This window comes from Leisingera sp. ABM4_103, from assembly GCF_056158685.1.
In genome coordinates, this window is the sequence record NZ_JBSWTU010000005.1 from 3,749,836 (window position 1) to 3,771,955 (window position 22,120).

Sequence of the window (22,120 nt, forward strand, 5' to 3'; positions counted from 1 at the left end):
CCGGAATGACCTGAGCACTCCGCCTCGTGCTTTCAACGGTGCATCAGCCGGAACAGCTGCTCAACAGCGCACAGTGACTGTTCAACTGTACCCGTTCACAAACGCTCGATATCGCCTTGCGCGCGGGTGTCGTGAAAGTCCTTCTGCCAGGCCTCAAAGGTTCCGGCGGCAATCGCCTCCCGCATTCCTCCCATGATTTCCTGGAAGTAATGCAGATTGTGCCAGGTCAGCAGCATGCCCGAAATCATCTCGTTGCTGCGGAAAACATGGTGCAGATAGGCGCGGGAGTAATTGGAACACGCCGGGCAGCTGCAATGCTCGTCCAGCGGGCGCGGGTCGTCCTGGTGGCGGGCGTTCTTGATGTTCACAACGCCGTAGCGGGTGAACGCCTGCCCGGTGCGGCCAGAGCGCGAGGGCAGCACGCAGTCCATCATGTCGATGCCGCGGGCCACGGCGCCGACAATGTCGTCGGGCTTGCCCACGCCCATCAAATAGCGCGGCTTGTCCTGCGGCAGCATGTCCGGCGCAAAGTCCAGGCAGCCGAACATCGCCTCCTGCCCCTCGCCGACCGCCAGACCGCCCACCGCGTAGCCGTCAAAGCCGATGTTCTTCAGCGCCTCGGCGCTTTCCTCGCGGAAATCCTTTTCAAGACCGCCCTGCTGGATGCCGAACAGCGCATGGCCGGGACGGTCGCCGAAGGCCTCGCGCGAGCGCTCTGCCCAGCGCATCGACAGGCGCATCGACTCGGCAATCCGGTCGCGGTCCGCAGGCAGCGCCGGGCATTCGTCGAAACACATCACGATGTCGGAACCCAGCAGCCGCTGGATTTCCATAGACCGTTCCGGCGTCAGTTCGTGCCGGGAGCCGTCGATGTGGGATTTGAACGTCACGCCCTTCTCGGTCAGCTTGCGTAAACCGGCCAGCGACATCACCTGAAACCCGCCGGAGTCGGTCAGGATCGGCCGCTCCCAGTTCATGAACTTGTGCAGGCCGCCCAGGCGGTCGATCCGCTCTGCCGTCGGACGCAGCATCAGGTGATAGGTATTGCCCAAAAGGATGTCGGCGCCGGTCGCGCGCACGCTCTCCGGCATCATTGCCTTGACCGTAGCGGCAGTGCCAACCGGCATGAAGGCAGGCGTGCGGATCTCGCCGCGCGGCGTGTCGATCACCCCCGTGCGCGCTTTGCCGTCGGTTGCCTTCAGTTCAAAGTTGAAAAGCTCTGCCATCTCGTATTCCTGCCGTTACTATCAAACCGGCCCACCGGTGATTCCCCCTAATGCCAAGGAGCCAAGCCCATGTCCACAGCCGACCCTGCACCGCAATTGAAACTCGGCTGGGAGGAATGGGTCAGCCTGCCGGACCTCGGCCTGCCAGCCCTGCGCGTGAAGGTCGACACCGGCGCCCGCACCTCTTCGCTGCACGCCACCGGGATTGAGACATTCGGCCCGGCCAGTGCCCCTAAGGTGCGCTTTATGGTGCATCCGATCCCCGGCCAGTACGACCTGGAAATCCCCTGCTCTGCCCTGATCAAGGACCGGCGCGAGGTGACGTCCTCCAATGGCGAAAGCGAAATGCGCTTCGTGATCGAGACCGCGCTGGAAATCGCAGGCCAGTCCTGGCCGGTGGAACTGACCCTGACCGACCGGCGCGGCATGGCGAAACACATGCTGCTGGGCCGTCAAGCGCTGACCGAGAACGTGACCGTGGTCCCCGGCGAGCGCATGTGCCAGCCTGCTCTGGACTATTCCGTCTATACCTCTGCCAACATCCGCAAATCCGCCCCCAAGCGCGCCCTGCGCATTGCCGTGCTCAGCCGCGAGGACAATTACTCCACCCGCCGCCTGGTGGCAGAAGGCGAAAGCCGCGGCCACACGGTGGAGGTCATCAACACCACCCGCTGCTACATGGCGCTGAACGCGCTGGCGCCGGAAATCCATTACGACGGCAAGCGCCTGCCCCGCTATGACGCGGTGATCCCCCGCATCGGCGCCTCTGTCACCCAGTACGGCACCGCGCTGCTGCGCCAGTTCGAGACGCTGGGAACCTTCTGCGTCAACGGCTCCGAAGGCATCACCGCCAGCCGCGACAAGCTGCACGCGCACCAGATCCTGGCGCGCCACAAGATCGGCATGCCCGCCACCGCCTTTGCCGCCTCTCCCAAGGACACCGGCAGCCTGATCCAGATTGTCGGAGGCGCGCCCCTGATCGTTAAACTGCTGGAAAGCACCCAGGGCAAGGGCGTGGTGCTGGCGGAAACCAAGAAGGCTGCTGAAAGCGTCATCACCGCCTTCCGCGGCCTCAAGGCCAATTTCCTGGTGCAGCAGTTCGTCAAAGAGGCCGCGGGCGTGGATATCCGCTGTCTGGTGGTCGGCTCCAAGGTGGTGGCGTCTATGAAACGCTCCGGGGCGGATGGGGACTTCCGCTCCAACCTGCACCTGGGCGGCAGCGCCGAGACGGTCCGCATCAGCAAAGAGGAACGCGCCACCGCGGTGCGCGCGGCCAAAGCTTTCGGCCTCAACGTCGCGGGCGTCGATCTGTTGCGCTCGGAAACCGGCCCCAAGGTGCTGGAGGTGAACTCCTCCCCCGGGCTGGAAGGGATCGAGAAGACGTCCTCCAAGAACATCGCCGGGCTGATCTATGCGGAGATCGAGAACCGGGTCCGCCCCGCTCCGCTGCGGCGCCTGAAACCCACCAGCAGCTAAGGACCGCAAGGCAGGCCCATCCGGGCTTGCCAGCCTGCGCCGCAAGGCGTCATATGCACCTGAAAGCTCTTGAATACGGGACTGGCGGAACCCACTTGTATACCATTGCACACAACAGTTCATATCATTGAACACGGCCAAGGCATCCGGCGCACGGCTCCTGCCCGGCAGGCCGCCGGAACCGGCTGCGCACTCCGCGCCCAACCCCCTTGCGGCCCCCCGCTGACCAACCAAAGGAATTTTTCATGAACGAAGATCTGATCCTCGACCTTTTGTCCGGCAATCTCCTTTATCTGCTGGGCGCCCTCCTGCTGGTCATCATTGCGCTCAAGGGCATCCGCATCGTGCCGCAGTCGCAGAAGTTCGTGGTCGAACGCTTCGGCCGGCTGCATTCGGTGCTGGGTCCGGGCATCAACTTCATCGTGCCGCTGCTGGATGCGGTGCGCCACAAGATCTCGATCCTGGAGCGCCAGCTCCCGAACGCCACCCAGGACGCGATCACCAAGGACAACGTGCTGGTGCAGATCGACACCTCGGTGTTTTACCGCATTCTTGAGCCGGAAAAGACCGTCTACCGGATCCGCGACGTGGATGGCGCCATCGCCACCACCGTGGCCGGCATCGTGCGCGCCGAGATCGGCAAGATGGATCTGGACGAGGTGCAATCGAACCGCGCCCAGCTGATCTCCCGCATTCAGGAAAGCGTCGAAAGCGCGGTGGATGACTGGGGCATCGAAGTGACCCGCGCTGAAATCCTGGATGTGAACCTCGATCAGGCCACCCGCGACGCCATGCTGCAGCAGTTGAACGCCGAGCGCGCCCGCCGCGCCCAGGTGACTGAGGCCGAGGGCCAGAAGCGCGCCGTTGAACTGGCCGCCGACGCCGAGCTTTACGCCGCCGAGCAGACCGCCAAGGCCCGCCGCATCCAGGCCGACGCCGAAGCCTATGCCACCGGTGTCGTGGCCCAGGCGATCCGCGACAACGGGCTGGAGGCAGCGCAGTACCAGGTCGCCCTGAAACAGGTCGAGGCGCTGAATGCGCTGGGGAACGGTGACGGCAAGCAGACCATCGTCGTGCCGGCCCACGCGCTGGAGGCGTTTGGCGATGCCTTCAAGCTGCTGAAAGGAAGCAAGTGATGGCAGACGGCTTCTGGACTCTCTGGTGGGTTTGGGGGGCGGCAGCGCTGGTGCTGGGCATCCTCGAAATCCTCGCCCCGGGCTTTGTCTTCCTGGGCTTTGCCATCGGCGCCGCCGCGGTTGCGCTGCTGCTGCTCGTTTCCGGCGGCAGTTGGGGCCTGCCCTTGCTGCTGCTGATCTTTGCAGGTCTGTCTCTGGCCGCGTGGCTGCTGCTGAAACGGCTGTTTGCACTGCCCAAAGGCCAGGTCAAAACCTTCGACCACGACATCAACGACTGAACGGTCACGCAAAGCCTGAACGGTCTGGCCGCAACGCTGCGGCCCGGCCTCAGAACCTGAACCCGATGCCCGCCAGCAGGCCATGGGTCACCGCATCATGGCGGAAAAAACTGCCGGTGCCGCGGGTGCCTTCCTCATAGTCCACCCCCAGGCCGCGGTACATCACATAGATCGACGCGCGCTCCCAGCGGTCATAGACCAGCCCGCCCATCGCCGACCAGCTCTGATCCGACCCGGCACCGAACCCGCCGATGTCGCCTTCCAGCAGGATGCTGAACTCCGGCGACACACGGCGCTGCCAGCGCAGCCCGGCAACCGGATCGGTCCACTCCGCGCCCCGGCGCAGGGTGCCGCCCGCCGGCAGGCTGGCAATCACGTCCACATCCCAATGGCGCGCGCCCGCGTACAGCTCGAAACTGTCCCGCCCGCGCCCGAAGCTATAGGTCACCACCGCTTCCGCCACGTTCTGATCATAGGTCACCGGCAGATCGCCTCCGGCGCTGCTGCCGATGGCGTCAGAATCCAGCAGAGCATACCGCAGCCGGAACCCGAACCGGCTGCTGTGGACCCCTTCGAACTGCAGCATTCCGCCCGCCTGCAGCTGATCGAACACATCGCTTGCATCAAACGACACATCCCCGGCAGCCCGGCCCAGCTCCGTCGTGCTCTCCACCGAAGGCGCCAGCACAAAGGGCGTCAGCTGCCACCGCCAGCCGCTCAGGTCCTGGGCCGCGGCGGCGGTCCCCAGCAGCGCGGCAAGCACCAGCGCAGCAGTCACGGCGGCCCGTGCGGGCGCGGTCGGCTTCGGCATCGCTCTCCCTCCCCCGTTCCTGCCAAACTCCACCGTACGGCCGGCACGCGGGATCCGGCCGCTGCGTCCAGGCAGCTGTCAAAAATCATTATGGGGGAGCAACGATTTAGCGCAGAATCCCGTCAAATCAAACGTTCCCGCGCAAAGGCGGGCAAAGGGGACGGGCAGAACATTCCCGCGGCGGCGCGCGCCGCCTCTGGACGCCGGGCCGCACATTTCCTATATAAATCGTCGGAAAATCAGACCGGGACCATCATGACCAATCCTTCCGAACCGCTCGAAGGCGCACCGCTGATCGCGCCCTCCTCTGTCAGCCACCCGCTGTACGAGGCCGTGGCCGAGGCCTGCCGCACCGTCTATGACCCGGAAATCCCGGTGAACATCTACGAGCTGGGCCTGATCTACACGATCGACATCAATGACGAGAACGACGTCAAGATCATCATGACCCTGACCGCGCCGGGCTGCCCGGTGGCGGGCGAGATGCCCGGCTGGATTGTCGATGCGGTGTCGCCGGTGCCAGGCGTCAAAAGCGTCGACGTGCAGCTCACCTGGGAGCCGCCCTGGGGCATGGAGATGATGTCCGATGAAGCCCGGCTGGAACTGGGCTTCATGTAAGCCTCAAGCCCGAACCCGGATCCGGCCCCTGCACAGGCGGGGGCCTTTTCATTTCCCCGCAAGCGGCCCTAAAGTGCGGCAGCCCTTGAACCGGAGCCGCCCCATGCGCCTTGCCCTGCTGCTCGCCGCAGCCCTGTTCCTGCCGCCCGCCGCAAGCCCGGCAGAGCCCCCGGCGCTCAGCTATGGCCCGCGCCCGGATTACCTCATCACCCAGCTGCCCGATGGCGCGCTCAAGGACAAGCTCAGGTCCTGTGCAGGCCAGACACCCAAGCGCACGGATTTCTCCATCGGCCACCGCGGCGCACCGCTGATGTTCCCCGAACACACTGCCGAAAGCTACCGCGCCGCCGCTGCCATGGGCGCGGGCATCCTCGAATGCGACGTGACCTTCACCCGCGATCTGGAACTGGTCTGCCGCCACGCGCAAAACGACCTGCACCGCACCACCGACATCCTGACCTCCCCGCTGGCAGACCGCTGTATCCAGCCCTTTACACCGGCAGCAGGCACCGCGCCCGCCCGCGCTGAATGCCGCACCTCCGAACTGACCCTGGAGGAGTTCCGCACCCTGACCCCCAAAATGGACAGCGCCAATCCCTCGGCGGTCACGGCAGAAGGCTACAGGGGCGGCCTGCCCGCCTGGCGCAGCACTCTTTACGCCGGCGGTGCCCGGCCCCTGACCCATGCGGACTCAATCGCCCTGTTCCAGCGCCTCGGCACCAAATTCATGCCCGAGCTCAAGGCCCCGGCGGTGCCGATGCCCTTCAACGGCTTCACGCAGCAGGATTTCGCCCAGAAGCTGGTGGATGAATACAAGGCCGCCGGCATCCCGCCCCAGGACGTCTGGCTGCAAAGCTTCCGTCTGGAGGATGTTCTTTACTGGATCGAACACGCGCCGGAGTTCGGACGCCAGGCGGTGCTGCTGGACGCCAGCTACCGGCTGGAGCGCTTCGACCACACAGATCCGGGCACCTTCCAGTATGACTTCGCTGCGCTGAAGGCCCAGGGTGTCACCTATCTGGCACCGCCGCTCTGGATGCTGGTCACGGTCAGGGACGGCCAAATCGTCCCCTCCCCCTATGCCCTTGCCGCCAAATCGGCGGGTCTGCGGCTGATCACCTGGACGCTGGAACGCTCCGGCCCGGTACAGGACGGCGATTGGTACTTCCAATCCCTCAGCGCCCTGCCTCTCAATGATGGCCTCTATTACCAGCTGCTGCATGTGCTGGCGCAGGACGCAGGCGTCGAGGGCGTGTTCTCCGACTGGCCCGCCACCGTCACCTATTACGCCAATTGCATGGGGCTGTAATGGCTGGCTGCGCACGGAACCGCCGCTCCGTCCCTTTTAAATCCGCACCCGGGATATATGTTATGCCTCTGCCAGGACGTTTGCGGGGTTGAGCCGCCGCAGCACCGGCCCTAGATAGGGAATAAGTCTCAAGGAGAAACCCATGTTCGGCATTCCCGGTAAGCAGGCCGTGACCATGACCCCCAAGGCGGCGGCGCAGATCGCCAGGCTGATGGCCAAGGACGGCCACGCAGGCCTGCGCATCGGCGTCAAGAAAGGCGGCTGTGCGGGCATGGAATACACCATGGAATATGTCGACGAGCCGGAACCCAACGACGAGGTTGTGGAACAGGACGGCGCCCGCATCCTCATCGCGCCGATGGCGCAGATGTTCCTGTTCGGCACCGAAATCGACTATGAGGTGACGCTGCTGGAAAGCGGTTTCAAATTCAACAATCCCAATGTCGCCGAGGCCTGCGGCTGCGGCGAGTCGATCTCCTTCAAGGAAGTGCCCGGCAGCTGAACCGGCGCAGTCCAGGCGAAACCAGCGGGCGGGGTCTTCCCCGCCCTTTTTGCATCGCAGCTCACCCTCCAAGCGAATTGCGCCGCTGCGCTGCCGGTGCTACCACTCACGCCCAAACAGGACATTCGGAGGCACCCCCATGCGGCGGAAACTGGCAGCAGGCAACTGGAAGATGAATGGCACCGGCGCAAGCCTGGCTGAACTGGCGGCCCTGGCCGAAAGCCACCCGGCACCGGCCGCAGACATCCTGATCTGCCCCCCGGCAACCCTGCTGTCGCGCGCCGCGGACGCTGCCCGGGGCAGCGCTGTCGCCATCGGCGGCCAGGATTGCCACGCAAATGCCTCCGGCGCCCACACCGGCGACCTCAGCGCCGCCATGCTCAAAGACGCAGGCGCCTCCGCCGTGATCCTCGGCCACTCCGAACGCCGCGCCGACCACGGCGAGACCGATGCGCAGGTCTGCACCAAGGCGGAGGCCGCCATCACCGAAGGCCTCACCGCCGTCATCTGCATCGGCGAAACCCTGGCAGAGCGCGAGGCCGGTGACACTCTGAAGGTTGCCGGCACCCAGCTGGACGGCTCCGTCCCTGCGAACGCTACCGGCGTCAACACTGTGATCGCCTATGAACCGGTCTGGGCCATCGGCACCGGCAAGGTGCCGACCCTGGAACAGATTGCAGAAGTCCACGATTTCCTGCGCGCCGAGCTGACCGCCCGCTTCGGCGCGGAGACCGCAGACGGCTTCCGCCTGCTCTACGGCGGCTCGGTCAAGCCTTCGAACGCTGCGGAAATCTTTGCCGTCTCCAACGTCGACGGCGCGCTTGTGGGCGGTGCCAGCCTCAAGGCCGCGGATTTCTCCCCGATCATCGCCGCGCTTGAGGCGGCCTGAGCCAAGAAAATTTGAATTTTCTTGGCAAAATTCTTCGAAGAATTTTGCCAGAGACGCAAAACGGCGCCCGGAAATCCAGGCGCCGTTTTCTTTCGTCGGGTGCGACCCTAGTTCGTTATGATCTCCGGCCCCATCACCGCATTTGGCAGCACGGTGGACAGCCAGGGCACATAGGTGATCAGGATCAGGAACACGAACAGCACGGCGAGGAACGGCAGCGCCGCTTTGACCACGCCCATCATCGGCATCCCCGCCACGCCCGAGGTCACGAACAGGTTCAGGCCGACCGGCGGGGTGATCATGCCGATCTCCATGTTCACCACCATGATGATGCCCAGGTGGATCGGATCAATGCCCAGCTCGATGGCAATCGGGAACACCAGCGGCGCCACGATGACCAAGAGGCCCGACGGCTCCATGAACTGGCCGCCGATCAGCAGGATCACATTGACGACGATCAGGAACATCACCGGGCCGAAGCCCGCCGACAGCATCGCATTGGCGATATGCTGCGGCACCTGCTCATCGGTCAGCACATGCTTCAGGATCAGCGCGTTGGCGATCACGAACAGAAGCGTCACGGTCAGTTTGCCCGCCTCGAACAGCGTGTGCTTGGTATCGCTGTGGAAGAAGGCCGTGACCAGCGCATAGGGCTTCTTGATCAGCGGCGTCTTGGCCGCGCCCTCGCCGTTCGACAGCGGCCCCATGTCCTTGTAGACGAAGGAGGCGATCAGGAAGGCATAGACCGCCGCAACCGCCGCCGCCTCGGTCGGGGTGAAGATACCGCCATAGATGCCGCCCAGGATGATCACGATCAGGAACAGCCCCCAGCCCGCTTCACGGCCCGAGGTGATGATCTCGCCCCAGCCCTTCCACTCGCCCTTGGGCAGGTTCTTGACCTTGGCCATCACGTAGATGGTGACCATCAGGAACAGACCGGCCAGCAGGCCCGGAATGACACCGGCCAGGAACATCCGGCCCACGGACACCTCAACCGCCGCCGCATAGACCACCATCACGATGGAGGGCGGGATCAGGATGCCCAGCGTGCCTGCGTTACAGATCACACCGGCCGCGAACTCCTTGGTGTAGCCCACCTGCCGCATGCCTGCGATCACGATGGAGCCGATGGCCACCACGGTTGCGGGCGACGACCCGGACAGCGCCGCAAACAGCATACAGGCAAACACACCCGCAATCGCCAGACCGCCCGGCAGATGGCCCACGCAGGCGATGGAGAAGCGGATGATCCGCCGCGCCACGCCGCCCGTGGTCATGAAGGACGACGCCAGGATAAAGAACGGGATCGCCAGCAGGGTGAAATGCCCCTCAAAGGCTTCAAACAGCGTGCCTGCGACCGACGCCAGCGAGCTGTCGGAGTAGATCAGCAGGAAGATGGTCGAGCTGAGGCCCAGCGACACCGCAATCGGCACCCCGATCAGCAGCAGGCCGATCACCATCGCAAAGAGGATTACCACTTCCATCAGTCATGCTCCCCGCGCTGCGCCTGCACTTCTGCAATTTCGTCTTCAACTTCGTGGCTGGCGACCAGCCGGTCCGCGTCGCCGCGGGCAATCTGGAACGCCGCCTGGATGAAGCGGAACACCAAGAGCAGCATCGACACCGGCAGCACCACATACGGCACCACCTTCGGCAGTTTTTCGTAGGAGTCGCCGTAGTTGATCAGGTCTTCCAGAAACTTGAAGACCGCCACCATCGGCACGTCCTGCACCTCATAGAAACTCTGGCTGCGGGCCTTCATGTCGAACCCGGTCGGGAACCAGCGGCCCGAGGTCGGCGGCAGGTCGGCAAACACCGCCCAATAGTCATAGGCGCCCTTCAACAGCAGCAGCGAAAACACGATGCAGCAGCCGGCGGCAAACAGGCCAACCGCCCGGCGCGCGCCGGGCGCCAGCATGTTGACGATGGCGTCCACCCCCAGATGCGCATGGGTCTTCACCGCATATGCCGCGCCCAGAAGCACCAGCCAGGCAAACAGGAACACCGTCAGCTCCAGCGCCCACAGAATGTTGGAATTGAACACAAACCGCGCGATCACATTGGCAAACGTAATCGCCGTCATCAGCCCCAGGAGGAGCGCGATCAGGGTTTCTTCGAGTGAGTTGATAAGCCCGCTCGGGCCGGTTCTGGACCCCGCCATGGCTGCCTCCCAAGTTTTGCGGAAAGTAAGGGTGCAGGCGGCGGATCCCCGCGCCGCCTGCGGATACGGGGCGCCCGCGCGGGCACCCCGGAAAGGCGCTGATTACAGGCCGGTGTTGATGGCTTGCGCCGCGTCGATCTTTTCCTGGCCGACGTCGCCTGCGAATTTCTCCCAGACCGGCTTCATCGCTTCGACCCAGGCCGCGCGCTGCTCAGGGGTCAGCTCGCGCACCACGCCGCCGGCGTCGATGATCGCCTGCTTGGCTTCGCCGTTCACCTTGGTGGATTCAGCGTTCCGCACCGCGGTCACTTCCTTGAGGATGGTCAGGAACTGATCGCGCACTTCCGGCTCCAGGCTGTCCAGCCAGTCAACCGAGGTCACCACCAGATAGTCCAGCGCGCCGTGGTTGGTCTCGGTCACACCGTCCTGCACCTCAAAGAACTTCTTGCCGTAGATGTTGGACCAGGTGTTTTCCTGGCCGTCCACAACACCCTGTTGCAGCGCGCCGTAAACTTCCGAAAACGCCATCTTCTGGGGCGAGCCGCCGATCGCTTCCATCTGCGCCACCAGCACGTCAGAGGACTGCACGCGGAACTTCAGCCCGTTGGCATCCGACGGCTCCACCAGCGGCTTGTTGGCCGACATCTGCTTCATGCCGTTGTGCCAGTAGGCCAGACCCTGCAGGCCGCGGCGCTGCATCGAATTCAGCATCTCCTGGCCGGTCTCGGACGCCTGGAAGGCATCCACGGCTTCGATGTTCTTGAACATGAACGGCAGGTCAAACAGGCGGAACTGCTTGGTGAACTTCTCGAACTTCGACAAGGACGGCGCCGCCAGCTGCACGTCGCCCTGAAGCATCGCTTCCAGCACCTTGTTGTCGTTGTACAGCGTGGAGTTCGGGTAGACCTCCATGCACATGGTGCCGTTCATTTCCTCGTTCACGCGCTTTTCCAGCAGCGACGCGGCAATCCCCTTGGGGTGCTTGTCGGTGTTGGTGACGTGGCTGAATTTCACCACGATCTCGCCGTCGTCACAGGCCGCGCTTGCGGCGCCTGCGGAAACGGCCAGTGCCAGTGCGGTTGCAGCAGTGGTCAGGAATTTCATGTCTTTCCTCCCAGAAAAATCATCAGAAAATTCTATGTTGCCCTCAGCGCATGGCTGAAGCCCGCTCAGAGCATCACAAGTTGCGGAAAGCCGCTCAAGATTTGATTCGGGAATCACCCGCCGTCCGGGATTTCCGCGATTTGACAGTCGGTTACACCGGCCTCTGGATGCAGCTTGGCGAAGCGGATCAAAAGCTGTGCGAAATCCCGCACAAGGTGCTTCCGGCTTTGTGCGGAAATCCGCACAAATGTTAGCGCCCGACAGAACTGCAAGGGAATCGCCACCCTTTCATCTTTCCCGAAATACTCCCGTCCCGCTGCCCGGCAGGCGGCTTTGCCGCCGAAAGGGGAGGCGTCCAGCCTGACCCAGGAACGCCACAGCCGGGGTGTTGCACACCCGGCGCACGCCCCGCTTTCCGGTCCTTAACACCGCCCTGCAATACTGCCACCCGTCGCGACATTGGTGCGGACTGACACCCCGCACCGACCAGGAGATCACAGGGCCCCCAAGACCACCTCCTCATTGGGTGCAGGGGCGTCCCGCACCGAAGGCTTCAGCGGACATGGGGGCTTGCGACCCCCGTCCTCCCTCCGCCCATGGCCCCCTTGGGGCTTTCCGGCGGCGCCGCCTCCTTCAATACCCCGGCATCACCGCCGGAGCAGACGACCCGCAAACCCCCGGCCCCCAGCGCCCTCAGCGGCGGTAATCCTCGGGCCGGATGCCATAGCGGGCCAGCTTATCGTAGAATGTCTTGCGCGGCAGTTTCAGGGCTTCGGCGGCCGCAGCCGCGCGCCCGTTGGCCCGTCCCAGCGCCGCGATCAGCAGCGAGCGCTCCACCTGCGCCATCTGCTCCGCCAGCCCCAGCCCCGCCGCCGCGGCGGCCTCCTCCGGCATCCCCAGCACAAACCGCATCGCCGCCGACATCAGCGAGCGCGCGTTGCCCGGCCAGTCCTGTGCCATCAGCGCTGCCAGATGCTCCTGGCCGATCTCCGGCGGCTCGATCCCCGCCTGCTCCGCCGCCTGCGCCACATAATGGCGGAACAGCACCGGAATATCGCCGGGGCGTTCGGCCAGCGACGGGATCCGCACCCGCATCACATCCAGACGGTAGAACAGATCCGGGCTGAAACCGCCCGCCGCCACCTTGCCCGCCAGATCGGCGCTGGAGCCCGCGATGATCCGCACCCCGCTGCCCTGCTCCAGCTGCGCGAGCAGCGCATATTGCGCCGCCTCCGGCAGCGCCTGCACCTCGTCCAGAAACAAGGACCCGCCCGCCGCCTCCTGGCACAGCTCCGCCACCGTCTCTGCCGCCAGCCCGGCGGCAGGGCGCTTCACGAACGGTCCTTGACCCGCGGGCGACATCAGGTGAATGACCTCCGCCACTTTGGAGATACCGCTGCCCGGCGCGCCGGTGACCAGCACCTCCGCCCCCGTCGGCGCCACCGCCCGCACCCGCTGCCGCATCTCCCCGGCCTGCGGCGAGGTGCCGAACAGCAGCCGCGAAGCCGGATCGCCAGTTTCCAGCTGCCGCTTCAGGCGCCGGTTCTCCAGCACCAGCGCCCGGGTCTTCAGCGCGCGCTCCAGCACCGGCAGGAAATCGGCGGCGGCACAGGGCTTCTCCAGGAAATCAAACGCCCCCTGCGACATCGCCTTCACCGCCATCGGAATGTCGCCCTCGCCGGTCAGCAGCACCACCGGCAGCTCCTCATCCATGCTGCGGGCATAGTCCAGCAGATGAAACCCGTCCCGCCCCGGCATCCGCAGGTCGGAGACGATAACCCCCTCGAATTCGCGGGTGATAAGGTCCTTGGCCGCCACAAAGGAGCCCGCGGTGACAGCCTCCAGATCGTTCAAGTCCAGTGTCTGCGCCAGCGCCTCCCGCACCGCGGCATCGTCATCCACCAAGAGCACCTTGCGGATCATGCGGCATCATCCTGCTGCCCGGCATCGCTCCACGGCTCCAGCTCGACGGTGAACACCGCGCCGCCGCCAGTATTGGTGCCGCGGATATTGCCGCCAAAGCTCTGCACCAGACCATAAGAGATCGACAGCCCCAGCCCCATCCCTTCGGAGCTGCCAACCACCTTGGTGGAATAGAACGGTTCGAACATCTTCTCCGGCTCCTTGATGCCGGGGCCGCTGTCCTGCACCCGCACCTGCAGCCGCGGGCCGTCGTCGACCGAAATCGAGATCACCTTCTCCACCTGCCCCTGCATCGCATCCGCCGCGTTGTTGATCAGGTTCACGAAGACTTGCGTCAGCCGCACCTCGCCGCCCCAGGCATAGACCGGCGCGGGGTAGTCGGCAGGCTGCCAGCGCAGATCCACCTGCTCCGCCTTCAGCCGCGGCGCCGTCAGCTCCGCCGCGGCGCTGATCACCTGCACCAGATCGACCTGCCCCATCGGCTCGCTTTCGTTGCGGGCAAAGGCGCGCAGGTTCTTGATAATTCGCGCCATCCGCACCGCCATGTCCGAAATCCGCCCCAGATTCTCCGCCGTGCGCTCTGCCTTGCCGCGCTCCAGAAAGGCGGCGCCGTTCTCTGAATACTGCTGGATCGCCATCAGGGGCTGATTCAGCTCGTGGCTGATCCCCGCCGACATCTGCCCCAGCGCCGTAAGCTTGCCCGCCTGCACCAGCTCCTCCTGCGCGCGTTTCAGGGCCGCCTCGGCCTCCTCGCGCTCGCGCACCTCGCGGCGCAGCTGGTCATTGGCGAGGGACAAGGCCTTGGTCCGCTTTGCCACCCGGCTTTCCAGCACCGCGTTGGCTTCCGCCAGGGTGCGGCGGCGCTCCATCACGATGAACAGCATGGCGCCAAAAGCCAGGCAAACCGCCGCCAGCGCCGCCGCCTGCAGCATGGCAATCCGCCGCGCCGGGGCCACGTCCACCAGAATTTCGCCAGTCATGCCGATCACCGGCAGCGCAACCGAAAGGTGCAGAGCGCGGGCGGGCAGATACGGGCTGCCCTCCAGGCTCCAGACCTCGTGGCCCGCATGAAACTCGGTGGCCGTCACCCGGGGGGTATCCCCGTCCGCGCTGCGCCGCCAGAACAGCAGCTCCGAGCGGTTTGCAATGAACACCTCGCCGGTCTCATCAGTAAAGAACACCGCCGGCAGCGAGCCGCGCCATGTCTGCTCCACATCCGCCACATCGGCCACCACCACCAGTGCCCCGCGCACCCCGCCATCAACGGCAAAGGCAGGAGCGGCATAGAAATAGGCCCGCTGGCCGTCCGGCTGCAGAACCCCGTGGCCGGTGCCCAGGGCCCCCTGCATGGCGCGGGTAAAATAGTCCTGCTGCGCCACGCTGCCCCCCGTGACCCCTTCAGCCGCGGCCAGCACCTGCCCGTCCGGGGCGGCAAAGAACACATCCAGCGCCGCTGTCTTGTCCGCCACCGAGCGCAGCAGTTCCGCGGCGTCCAGCCGCTGGGCCCCGGTGGCAAGATCTGCCAGCACCGGGTGTCCGGCGGTCAGCACCGCCAGCTCCTGATAAACCTGCAATTGCGTGCTCACCCGGTCCGAGGCCAGGGCCAGATCGGCGGCGCTGCGTTCGGCCAGGCTGTCCAGCGCCTGCCGGTAGCCGTACGACCAGACCGCCAGCGCCAGCGCCACGACGGCCAACAGGAATCCGGCAGGCAGGCTCCAGCGAAGAAAGTTCTGTGTTTTCATAGCGGCACGTTAGCAGCGCGCCCCTTGCATTGACCAGATGCAGCGGCAAAAACCGGTGTATGAAGACTTTACTCCAATCCCCGACCGATCCCGCCTTTGTGCAGGACCCCTATCCTTTCTACGCCGCCGCCCGGACGGAGGGCCAGCTGCACTTCTGGCAGGACTACGGCATGATGGCGGCCTTCGGCCATTCCGCCGTGCACATGCTGCTGCGCGACCGCCGTTTCGGCCGCGAAGTACCGGAAGAGCTGCGCACCGAAGGCCCTGCCCATCTGGCCCCCTTCCTGGCGGTGGAGGCGCATTCGATGCTCGACGCCGAGCCGCCCCGCCACACCCGCCTGCGCCGGCTGGTGCTGCGCGCCTTCACCTCGCGCGAGATCGCGGCGCTGGAACCGGGTATCAAGGACCTGTGCCGCCAGCTGATTGATACCTTCCCGGACCAGCCCTTCGACCTGCTGGACGCCTATTGCACCCAGGTGCCGGTGATCACCATCTGCCGCCTTTTGGGCGTGCCCGAGGAGATGGCGCCGCAGCTTCTGGACTGGTCGCACAAAATGGTGGCGATGTATCAGGCCGCGCGCACGGAAGAAACCGAACACGCCGCGGCCCAGGCCTCGCAAGAGTTCACAGACTTTCTGCGCAGCTACATTGACGAACGCCGCAACGATCCCCGCGACGACCTGATCACCCGGCTGATCGCGGCGGAGGAGGAAGGCGACAAGCTCTCCACCGATGAGCTGATCGGCACCTGCATCCTGCTGTTGAATGCGGGACACGAGGCCACCGTGCATTCGCTGGGCAACGGCTCGAAGACGATGCTGCAGCAGGGCTGGCAGCCCGAATGGCTGGCGCCGGACGGCATCGAGGGGCTGGTGGAGGAAATCCTGCGCTTTGACCCGCCGCTGCACATGTTCACCCGCTACGCCTATGAGGAGGCAGAGGTTTTCGGCCACACCTTCCAGCGCGGCGATCAGGTGGCGCTGCTCTTGGGCGCTGCCAACCGCGACCCGGCGGCGCTGGACGATCCGGAGCGTTTTGACCCGTCCCGGCCGCCCAAGGTGAACAAGAGCTTTGGCGGCGGCCTGCACTTCTGTGTCGGCGCACCGCTGGCGCGGCTGGAGATGCAGATCGCCCTGCCGGTCCTGTTCGAGCGCTGCCCGGACCTGAAGCTGGCCGCAGAGCCGGAATACAGCAACACCTACCACTTCCACGGCCTGACCCGGCTGATGGTGACCCGCAGCTGAGGACCGGGGGCGCTCCCGCCCGCGCTGCAGGGATCACAGATCCCCTTGCCCGGTTGGGCCAAGCGCCGCTGACGCGGCGCGGCGCCCCCATTTCACCTTTGGCAAAATACTCCGGGGGTGAGGCGCATCCGCGCCGAGGGGGCAGCGCCCCCTTTCCGTCCCCCTTGCCGGGATATCATTCCGGCAAGGCAGAGACCGCCGCCATGCAGGGGCCGCTCAGCAGCCAGTCCCGGAAGGCGGCGACCTTGGGGTCGTTCCATTTCTGCCGCTCGCCGATCAGCGCGTAAGCGCCGTCCGGGGTGCCGCAGGTCATCTCCGGGAACGGCAGCACCAGATCCCCGCGCGCCAGTTCCTCATGGCACAGGACCAGATCCGCCATCACCACGCCGGCCCCTATCACTGCGGCGCGGGTAGCCATGTCGAGGTTCGGAAACGCCTCGCCGCTGGCAGGGTCCACCTGCTCCACCCCGAAATGCTGCACCCAGGTCGCCCAGTCAAAGCGGCGCGGGCTTTCGTGCAGCAGCCGCTGGCCCGCCAGCGCTGCCGGGCCATCCGCCAGCGCCGGCAGCAGCGACGGGGCGCAGGCCGGGGCGAGGACCATTTCGAACAGCGGCAGCACCTCGATGTCCGGCGGCCGCCCCACGCGGTTCTCAACGGAAATGCCAAGATCGTATTCCGCCCCCCTGAACCCCTTGCTGCTGTAGAAATCCGTGGTCAGCTGCAGCTTGATCTCCGGATGCGCGGCCCGGAACTGCTCCAGCTGCGGCAGCAGCCAGCGGATCGACAGAGTCGGCGGGCAGATCACCCGCAGCTCCGCCGCATCCGCCGCGACCTGCTCCACCTCGCGCTGCATCATCGCAAAGGCCTCTGTCAGCACCGGGTAGAGCCGCCGCCCCGCCGCCGTCAGCTCCACCCCGCGGGCATTGCGGTGGAACAGCTGCACGCCGATGTGGTCCTCCAGGATCTTCACCTGGCGGCTGATCGCGCCCCGGGTCACGAACAGCTCGTCTGCGGCAGCGATGAAGCCCTCGTGGCGGGCAGCGGCCTCGAAGGCGCGCAGGGCATTGAGGGGCGGCAGGCGCATGCATTCACCATGGGTCAGTTTTCCTGATCCATGGTGGAGTTTAACTGGTTTGCGCGCAAGCCCCTCCGGCCCTAACTCTCGAAGGCCAGAACGGAGGATTAGCTATGACCGCATATTGCGATAACGCAGGCGCCCGGCACCACGGAACTCCAGCCCGCAGCGTGCTTGGCTGGATTGCAGGCCTGACGGGTCTCAGAAAAGCTGAGCCTCATGCTGCGGTGTCCCAGGACGCGGTCCGGGTGCCTTGCCGCGAACTTGAGCGGCTGGCCGGGACATCGCCGCATCTGCTGGCCGACATCGGCGTTATGCCGGAGGCTGCCACTGGCGAGACATCGCCGTGGCGGCTGCAGGACGGGCGGCATCTGCTGCTGCGCCCGCCCCTGTGACAGCGGCACGCTGCCGTGCTGCCGCGGCCCCGGCCTGACGCGGCAGGGGCCGGGCGCGCGCTCTCAGGCGCCCAGCGGCAGCATAGTGGTCGATTTGATCTCTTCCATCGACAGAAGCGCGGTCACGTTGTGCACCTTCACCTCTGAAATCAGCGCCTGATAGAACACGTCATAGGCGCGCGCGTTCTGGACCCGGACTTTCAGGATATAGTCGATGTCACCCGCCAGCCGGTGCGCCTCCTGCACCTCGGGGCGGTCGCGCAGGGCCTGCAGGAACTTGGCCTGCCATTCCGCCTCATGCTCCGAGGTGCGGATGAGGACAAAGAAACACGCCTCGAACCCCAGCGCCTCCGGATCCAGCAGCACCGTCTGCTGGCCGATCACCCCGGCCTCGCGCAGCTTGCGGATCCGATTCCAAACCGGGGTCTTGGATGACCCCACCCGGCGGGCTATTTCGTCCAGCGACTGGCTGGCGTCCCGCTGCAGTTCAGCCAGAATTTTCCGGTCCGTGCCGTCGATCCGCACCGTCATCCCTGTTTTCTCCTATTGTGAGGACCAATCGGCCCGGCATCCCGCCTCAGCAAAACCAACGTTCTTATTTCAGCGCCCATATGGCGCAATACCGGGAATATTTCCTATATCTACCCTCAAGTCAAACACACCGCACAGAGGGTACAGGGATGTCCGCACACACGACACATGCTGCCAATGCCACCGCTCACGTCCGCGGCGGCATGTGTTGCCTGGTACCGGGGCAGGTTGCCTTTGCAGGCTCCGGCCCCGGCGACCCGGAGCTGCTGACCCTGAAAGCCCTGCGCGCGCTGCAAGAGGCGGACGTGATCCTTTATGACCGTCTTGTCAGCGCAGAGATCATGGCGCTGGCCGGGGCGCAAGCGGTTCTGGAAAACGTCGGCAAGGAGGGCTTTGGCCCGCAGGTCAGCCAGGAGGAGATCTGCGCGCGCCTGGTGGCCCATGCCAAGGCAGGCAAGAAGGTGCTGCGGCTGAAGGCCGGCGATCCCACCGTCTTTGCCCGCTTGGATGAAGAGCTGACCGCGCTGGAAAACGCCGGCATTGCCAGCCAGATCATCCCCGGCATCACCGCCGCGTCTGCCGCCGTGGCGGGCATCGGCCAAAGCCTGACCCAGCGCGGCCGCAACTCTTCGGTGCGGTTCCTGACCGGGCACGACATGAAGGGTTTTGCCGATCACGACTGGGCCGCACTGGCGCGCCCGGGCGAGGTTGCCGCGGTCTACATGGGCAAAAAATCCGCCCGTTTCGTGCAGGGCCGCCTGATCATGCACGGAGCGGACCGCGCCATGCCGGTGACCATTGTCGAAAACGCCTCCCGCCCTGAACAGCGGGTGCTGGAAACCACGCTGGACCGCCTGCCTGCCGATCTCGACGCGGCCGGGTTCGACGGCCCCGCCCTCACCTTCCTGGGACTTGCGCCGCGCAAAGCGGCGGCCGCCCTGAACGACCTCAAGACGGAGCTTGCATAATGCCTCGCCCCTTTACACCCAAAGTCATCACCGCCAACGACCTGCTGGAAGGCGACGTGATCTATTTCACCGCCCAGGACACCTGGACCCGCGAGCTGTCGGAGGCCGAGCTGATCACCGATGAGGCCGAAGCCCAGCTGCGCCTGATCGAGGCGGAGAAGCAGAACATCAAGATCGTCGGCGCCTATCTGGCCGACGCCAAGGCAGGCCCGAACGGCCCCGAGCCGACCCACTTCCGCGAGGAATTCCGCCGCACCGGCCCCTCGAACTACTTCCACGGCAAGCAGGAGGCTGACGCCAATGTATAAGTACAATGAGTTCGACGAAGCCTTCCTGGCAGAACGCAACGCCCAGTTCCGCGCCCAGGTCGAGCGCCGCATCGACGGCTCCCTCACCGAGGACGAATTCAAGCCGCTGCGGCTGATGAACGGCGTTTACCTGCAGCTGCACGCCTACATGCTGCGGGTCGCGGTGCCCTATGGCACCCTGAACCCGAACCAGATGCGCGCATTGGCGCTGCTGGCGGAGAAGTGGGACAAGGGTTACGGCCATTTCACCACCCGCCAGAACATCCAGTACAACTGGCCCAAGCTGCGCGACATTCCGGACATGCTGGATGCGCTGGGTGAGGTCGGGCTGCACGCCATCCAGACCTCGGGCAACACCATCCGCAACACCACTGCCGACCATTTCGCCGGTGCCGCCGCGGATGAGCTGACCGACCCGCGCCCCTATGCCGAGCTGATCCGCCAGTGGTCCACCGACCACCCGGAATTCCAGTTCCTGGGCCGCAAGTTCAAGATCGCCATCACCGGCAGCAGCGCCGACCGCGCCGTGATCAAGGCGCATGACGTGGGCCTGCAGGTGGTGGAGCAAGACGGCAAGATTGGCTTCAAAGTCATCGTCGGCGGCGGCCTGGGCCGTACCCCGATGATCGGCCAGGTGCTTCGCGAGTTCCTGCCGCAGGCGGATCTGCTGCCCTATCTGGAAGCGGTTCTGACCGTCTATAACGTGCTGGGCCGCCGCGACAACAAGTACAAGGCGCGCATCAAGATCACCGTCTCCGAGAACGGCATCGACACCTACCGCGCGATGACCGAGGAAGCTTTCCTTGCGATCCGCGGCCAGTACGATGGCACCGACCAGGCGCTGCTGGAAGAGATCAAGACGCATTTCCAGGCGCCGGAGTTCCGTTCGGGTCCGGCCGATGTGTTCGATGCTGCCTATGCCAACGACCCGGTGTTCCGCGCCTGGGCCGACACCAACCTGCACGCGCACCGCGCCGAGGGCCACGCCATCGCCACCATCTCGATCAAGGCGCATGGGGCAACCCCGGGCGACGCGACCGCCGAACAGATGCGCCTGATGGCCGATCTGGCGGAGCAGTACGGCTACAACGAGCTGCGCATCAGCCACCAGCAGAACGTAATCCTGCCGCATGTCCACAAGAACGACCTGCCCGCGATCCACACCAAGCTGAAAGAGCACGGCCTGGCCACCGCCAACATCGGCCTGATCTCGGACATCATCGCCTGCCCGGGCATGGACTATTGCGCGCTGGCAACCGCCCGCTCGATCCCGGTCGCGCAGGAGATCGCAACCCGCTTTGACGAGCTGAAGATGGAGCACGACATCGGCCATCTGCAGATCAAGATCTCGGGCTGCATCAACGCCTGCGGCCATCACCACGTGGGCCATATCGGCATCCTGGGCCTGGACCGCGCAGGGGTGGAGAACTACCAGATCACCCTGGGCGGCGACGCCACCGAGACGGCTGCCATCGGCACCCGCACCGGCCCCGGTTTTGCCTATGACGAGATCGTTCCGGCCGTGGAGCGGATCGTCGAAGTCTACATGGCGCAGCGTGAAAGCGCAGAGGAAACCTTCCTCGAAACCTACCGCCGGATCGGCATGGAGCCGTTCAAGGCCGCGCTCTATCCCGAGGCTCAGAAAAAGGTCGCCTGATCTGATGTTCCATTCAGCCGGAAACAAGCCCGCCGAGGAGCCCATCGGCCCTCGGGACCGGGAGCTGGCCGCCAAGGCGGAAGCGCTCAATGCGCGCTACCGCCACCATTCGGCCACCTCGGTGATGGAGGGCGCTTTGCGGGACGCAGGGCATATCGCCCTGGTCTCCTCTTTCGGCGCGGAATCCGTGGTGCTTTTGCACATGGCCGCGGTCATCGACCCGATGACGCCGGTTGTGTTTGTGGACACCGAACTGCTGTTCACCGAAACCCTGCTCTATCAGCAGGAGGTGAGCGAGCGGCTGGGCCTGCGCAATGTGCGCATCATCCGCGCCGACGACATCGCCGAGAAGGACCCCTACGGGGCGCTGCGGTTCAGCGACAAGGACGCCTGCTGCACCCTGCGCAAGACGATCCCGCTGCAAAAGGCGCTGGACGGCTACGAAGGCTGGATCACCGGCCGCAAGCGGTTCCAGTCCGGCTCCCGCGCTGCTCTGGACTTCTTTGAAGTCGAGGACGGCACCGGACGGCTCAAGATCAACCCGCTGGCCCATTGGGCGCCCGAGGACGTGCGCGCCTATATGGACGAAAACCGCCTGCCCCGCCATCCGCTGGTGGCCAAGGGCTACCCGTCGATCGGCTGCGCGCCCTGCACCAGCCCGGTCAAGGAAGGCGAAGACCCCCGTGCCGGGCGCTGGCGCGGCGAAAACAAAGAAGAATGCGGCATCCATGTGGTGGATGGCAAATTCGTGCGAACAGGAGCTTGAA

The 22,120-nt window shown here is 65.3% G+C and carries 22 protein-coding genes; 13 read left to right on the forward strand and 9 right to left on the reverse strand.

Features of this window, described 5'->3' with window-relative positions:
• Positions 1–95 precede the first annotated feature (95 nt).
• Positions 96–1,226 carry a tRNA guanosine(34) transglycosylase Tgt gene (tgt, locus tag ACXAED_RS20195; RefSeq protein ID WP_475052786.1) on the reverse strand — a complete coding sequence of 377 codons (1,131 nt, stop codon included), beginning with the start codon at positions 1,224–1,226 and terminating at the stop codon, positions 96–98.
• 69 nt (positions 1,227–1,295) lie between these two features.
• Here tgt and rimK point away from each other — a divergent pair, with 69 nt between their 5' ends.
• The 3 genes from rimK to ACXAED_RS20210 all read left to right on the forward strand — a co-directional run bounded on the left by rimK (position 1,296) and on the right by ACXAED_RS20210 (position 4,116).
• Positions 1,296–2,702 carry a 30S ribosomal protein S6--L-glutamate ligase gene (gene rimK / locus ACXAED_RS20200; RefSeq protein ID WP_475052787.1) on the forward strand — a complete coding sequence of 469 codons (1,407 nt, stop codon included), beginning with the start codon at positions 1,296–1,298 and terminating at the stop codon, positions 2,700–2,702.
• A 245-nt stretch (positions 2,703–2,947) separates the two neighbouring features.
• Positions 2,948–3,838, forward strand: coding sequence for an SPFH domain-containing protein (locus ACXAED_RS20205; protein WP_475052789.1), 891 nt, complete (start codon positions 2,948–2,950; stop codon positions 3,836–3,838).
• On the forward strand, positions 3,838–4,116 hold the full coding sequence (locus tag ACXAED_RS20210; RefSeq protein ID WP_475052791.1) for an NfeD family protein: 279 nt from the start codon (positions 3,838–3,840) through the stop codon (positions 4,114–4,116). The genes ACXAED_RS20205 and ACXAED_RS20210 overlap by 1 nt, the downstream gene beginning before the upstream one ends.
• A gap of 49 nt (positions 4,117–4,165) precedes the next feature.
• Here ACXAED_RS20210 and ACXAED_RS20215 read toward each other — a convergent pair whose 3' ends face one another.
• Complete coding sequence (locus tag ACXAED_RS20215; RefSeq protein ID WP_475052793.1) at positions 4,166–4,927, reverse strand: hypothetical protein; 762 nt, start codon at positions 4,925–4,927, stop codon at positions 4,166–4,168.
• A gap of 255 nt (positions 4,928–5,182) precedes the next feature.
• On the opposite strand from ACXAED_RS20215, the gene ACXAED_RS20220 reads away from it, so the two are divergent.
• The 4 genes from ACXAED_RS20220 to tpiA all read left to right on the forward strand — a co-directional run bounded on the left by ACXAED_RS20220 (position 5,183) and on the right by tpiA (position 8,245).
• On the forward strand, positions 5,183–5,545 hold the full coding sequence (locus tag ACXAED_RS20220) for an SUF system Fe-S cluster assembly protein (protein ID WP_027237183.1): 363 nt from the start codon (positions 5,183–5,185) through the stop codon (positions 5,543–5,545).
• A gap of 103 nt (positions 5,546–5,648) precedes the next feature.
• A complete protein-coding gene (locus ACXAED_RS20225; RefSeq protein ID WP_475052794.1) occupies positions 5,649–6,854 on the forward strand; it encodes a glycerophosphodiester phosphodiesterase family protein in 1,206 nt (401 codons plus the stop codon).
• 142 nt (positions 6,855–6,996) lie between these two features.
• Positions 6,997–7,356, forward strand: coding sequence for a HesB/IscA family protein (locus ACXAED_RS20230; protein WP_475052796.1), 360 nt, complete (start codon positions 6,997–6,999; stop codon positions 7,354–7,356).
• Positions 7,357–7,495: 139 nt separating this feature from the next.
• Positions 7,496–8,245, forward strand: a complete 750-nt coding sequence (gene tpiA / locus ACXAED_RS20235; protein ID WP_475052799.1) for a triose-phosphate isomerase — start codon at positions 7,496–7,498, stop codon at positions 8,243–8,245.
• 107 nt (positions 8,246–8,352) lie between these two features.
• Here tpiA and ACXAED_RS20240 read toward each other — a convergent pair whose 3' ends face one another.
• The 5 genes from ACXAED_RS20240 to ACXAED_RS20260 form a co-directional block, all read right to left on the reverse strand.
• A complete protein-coding gene (locus tag ACXAED_RS20240; protein WP_475052801.1) occupies positions 8,353–9,729 on the reverse strand; it encodes a TRAP transporter large permease in 1,377 nt (458 codons plus the stop codon).
• Positions 9,729–10,406, reverse strand: coding sequence for a TRAP transporter small permease (locus ACXAED_RS20245; RefSeq protein WP_475052802.1), 678 nt, complete (start codon positions 10,404–10,406; stop codon positions 9,729–9,731). The genes ACXAED_RS20240 and ACXAED_RS20245 overlap by 1 nt, the downstream gene beginning before the upstream one ends.
• Before the next feature lie 102 nt (positions 10,407–10,508).
• A complete protein-coding gene (locus ACXAED_RS20250; protein WP_475052804.1) occupies positions 10,509–11,510 on the reverse strand; it encodes a DctP family TRAP transporter solute-binding subunit in 1,002 nt (333 codons plus the stop codon).
• Positions 11,511–12,203: 693 nt separating this feature from the next.
• Entirely contained in the window at positions 12,204–13,433 is a 1,230-nt protein-coding gene (locus ACXAED_RS20255; RefSeq protein ID WP_475052806.1) for a sigma-54-dependent transcriptional regulator, read from the reverse strand.
• On the reverse strand, positions 13,430–15,175 hold the full coding sequence (locus ACXAED_RS20260) for an ATP-binding protein (RefSeq protein ID WP_475052808.1): 1,746 nt from the start codon (positions 15,173–15,175) through the stop codon (positions 13,430–13,432). Before ACXAED_RS20260 ends, ACXAED_RS20255 begins: the two co-directional genes overlap by 4 nt.
• Before the next feature lie 59 nt (positions 15,176–15,234).
• Here ACXAED_RS20260 and ACXAED_RS20265 point away from each other — a divergent pair, with 59 nt between their 5' ends.
• Positions 15,235–16,419, forward strand: a complete 1,185-nt coding sequence (locus ACXAED_RS20265; protein ID WP_475052809.1) for a cytochrome P450 — start codon at positions 15,235–15,237, stop codon at positions 16,417–16,419.
• A 175-nt stretch (positions 16,420–16,594) separates the two neighbouring features.
• Here ACXAED_RS20265 and ACXAED_RS20270 read toward each other — a convergent pair whose 3' ends face one another.
• Positions 16,595–17,503, reverse strand: a complete 909-nt coding sequence (locus ACXAED_RS20270) for a LysR substrate-binding domain-containing protein (protein WP_475052810.1) — start codon at positions 17,501–17,503, stop codon at positions 16,595–16,597.
• A gap of 104 nt (positions 17,504–17,607) precedes the next feature.
• Between ACXAED_RS20270 and ACXAED_RS20275 the strand changes: the two genes are divergently transcribed.
• Complete coding sequence (locus ACXAED_RS20275; RefSeq protein WP_475052811.1) at positions 17,608–17,889, forward strand: hypothetical protein; 282 nt, start codon at positions 17,608–17,610, stop codon at positions 17,887–17,889.
• Positions 17,890–17,952: 63 nt separating this feature from the next.
• On the opposite strand, the gene ACXAED_RS20280 is transcribed toward ACXAED_RS20275, so the two are convergent.
• Positions 17,953–18,420: an Lrp/AsnC family transcriptional regulator gene (locus tag ACXAED_RS20280; RefSeq protein ID WP_421053554.1), complete on the reverse strand. Its 468-nt coding sequence runs from the start codon at positions 18,418–18,420 to the stop codon at positions 17,953–17,955.
• A gap of 203 nt (positions 18,421–18,623) precedes the next feature.
• Here ACXAED_RS20280 and cobA point away from each other — a divergent pair, with 203 nt between their 5' ends.
• The 4 genes from cobA to ACXAED_RS20300 are packed head-to-tail and all read left to right on the forward strand — an operon-like array spanning position 18,624 to position 22,119.
• On the forward strand, positions 18,624–19,388 hold the full coding sequence (cobA, locus tag ACXAED_RS20285; protein ID WP_475053164.1) for a uroporphyrinogen-III C-methyltransferase: 765 nt from the start codon (positions 18,624–18,626) through the stop codon (positions 19,386–19,388).
• The gene (locus ACXAED_RS20290; RefSeq protein ID WP_475052812.1) at positions 19,388–19,696 is read left to right on the forward strand and encodes a DUF2849 domain-containing protein; all 309 of its coding nucleotides are present in this window, start codon (positions 19,388–19,390) and stop codon (positions 19,694–19,696) included. Before cobA ends, ACXAED_RS20290 begins: the two co-directional genes overlap by 1 nt.
• Entirely contained in the window at positions 19,689–21,353 is a 1,665-nt protein-coding gene (locus ACXAED_RS20295; RefSeq protein WP_475052815.1) for a nitrite/sulfite reductase, read from the forward strand. The genes ACXAED_RS20290 and ACXAED_RS20295 overlap by 8 nt, the downstream gene beginning before the upstream one ends.
• Positions 21,354–21,357: 4 nt before the next feature.
• Positions 21,358–22,119, forward strand: coding sequence for a phosphoadenylyl-sulfate reductase (locus ACXAED_RS20300; RefSeq protein ID WP_475052816.1), 762 nt, complete (start codon positions 21,358–21,360; stop codon positions 22,117–22,119).
• Position 22,120: the final 1 nt, after the last annotated feature.

Excerpts from the sequence above, each read along its gene's own strand:
- tpiA (WP_475052799.1), top strand. The coding sequence starts at position 7,496 with ATGCGGCGGAAACTGGCAGCAGGCAACTGGAAGATGAATGGCACCGGC.
- ACXAED_RS20240 (WP_475052801.1), bottom strand. The coding sequence starts at position 9,729 with ATGGAAGTGGTAATCCTCTTTGCGATGGTGATCGGCCTGCTGCTGATC.
- cobA (WP_475053164.1), top strand. The coding sequence starts at position 18,624 with ATGTGTTGCCTGGTACCGGGGCAGGTTGCCTTTGCAGGCTCCGGCCCC.
- ACXAED_RS20295 (WP_475052815.1), top strand. The coding sequence starts at position 19,689 with ATGTATAAGTACAATGAGTTCGACGAAGCCTTCCTGGCAGAACGCAAC.
- ACXAED_RS20250 (WP_475052804.1), bottom strand. The coding sequence starts at position 11,510 with ATGAAATTCCTGACCACTGCTGCAACCGCACTGGCACTGGCCGTTTCC.
- ACXAED_RS20300 (WP_475052816.1), top strand. The coding sequence starts at position 21,358 with ATGTTCCATTCAGCCGGAAACAAGCCCGCCGAGGAGCCCATCGGCCCT.
- ACXAED_RS20215 (WP_475052793.1), bottom strand. The coding sequence starts at position 4,927 with ATGCCGAAGCCGACCGCGCCCGCACGGGCCGCCGTGACTGCTGCGCTG.
- ACXAED_RS20275 (WP_475052811.1), top strand. The coding sequence starts at position 17,608 with ATGACCGCATATTGCGATAACGCAGGCGCCCGGCACCACGGAACTCCA.
- ACXAED_RS20230 (WP_475052796.1), top strand. The coding sequence starts at position 6,997 with ATGTTCGGCATTCCCGGTAAGCAGGCCGTGACCATGACCCCCAAGGCG.
- ACXAED_RS20260 (WP_475052808.1), bottom strand. The coding sequence starts at position 15,175 with ATGAAAACACAGAACTTTCTTCGCTGGAGCCTGCCTGCCGGATTCCTG.
- ACXAED_RS20220 (WP_027237183.1), top strand. The coding sequence starts at position 5,183 with ATGACCAATCCTTCCGAACCGCTCGAAGGCGCACCGCTGATCGCGCCC.
- tgt (WP_475052786.1), bottom strand. The coding sequence starts at position 1,226 with ATGGCAGAGCTTTTCAACTTTGAACTGAAGGCAACCGACGGCAAAGCG.
- ACXAED_RS20205 (WP_475052789.1), top strand. The coding sequence starts at position 2,948 with ATGAACGAAGATCTGATCCTCGACCTTTTGTCCGGCAATCTCCTTTAT.
- ACXAED_RS20270 (WP_475052810.1), bottom strand. The coding sequence starts at position 17,503 with ATGCGCCTGCCGCCCCTCAATGCCCTGCGCGCCTTCGAGGCCGCTGCC.
- ACXAED_RS20255 (WP_475052806.1), bottom strand. The coding sequence starts at position 13,433 with ATGATCCGCAAGGTGCTCTTGGTGGATGACGATGCCGCGGTGCGGGAG.
- ACXAED_RS20225 (WP_475052794.1), top strand. The coding sequence starts at position 5,649 with ATGCGCCTTGCCCTGCTGCTCGCCGCAGCCCTGTTCCTGCCGCCCGCC.
- rimK (WP_475052787.1), top strand. The coding sequence starts at position 1,296 with ATGTCCACAGCCGACCCTGCACCGCAATTGAAACTCGGCTGGGAGGAA.
- ACXAED_RS20280 (WP_421053554.1), bottom strand. The coding sequence starts at position 18,420 with ATGACGGTGCGGATCGACGGCACGGACCGGAAAATTCTGGCTGAACTG.
- ACXAED_RS20210 (WP_475052791.1), top strand. The coding sequence starts at position 3,838 with ATGGCAGACGGCTTCTGGACTCTCTGGTGGGTTTGGGGGGCGGCAGCG.
- ACXAED_RS20245 (WP_475052802.1), bottom strand. The coding sequence starts at position 10,406 with ATGGCGGGGTCCAGAACCGGCCCGAGCGGGCTTATCAACTCACTCGAA.
- ACXAED_RS20265 (WP_475052809.1), top strand. The coding sequence starts at position 15,235 with ATGAAGACTTTACTCCAATCCCCGACCGATCCCGCCTTTGTGCAGGAC.
- ACXAED_RS20290 (WP_475052812.1), top strand. The coding sequence starts at position 19,388 with ATGCCTCGCCCCTTTACACCCAAAGTCATCACCGCCAACGACCTGCTG.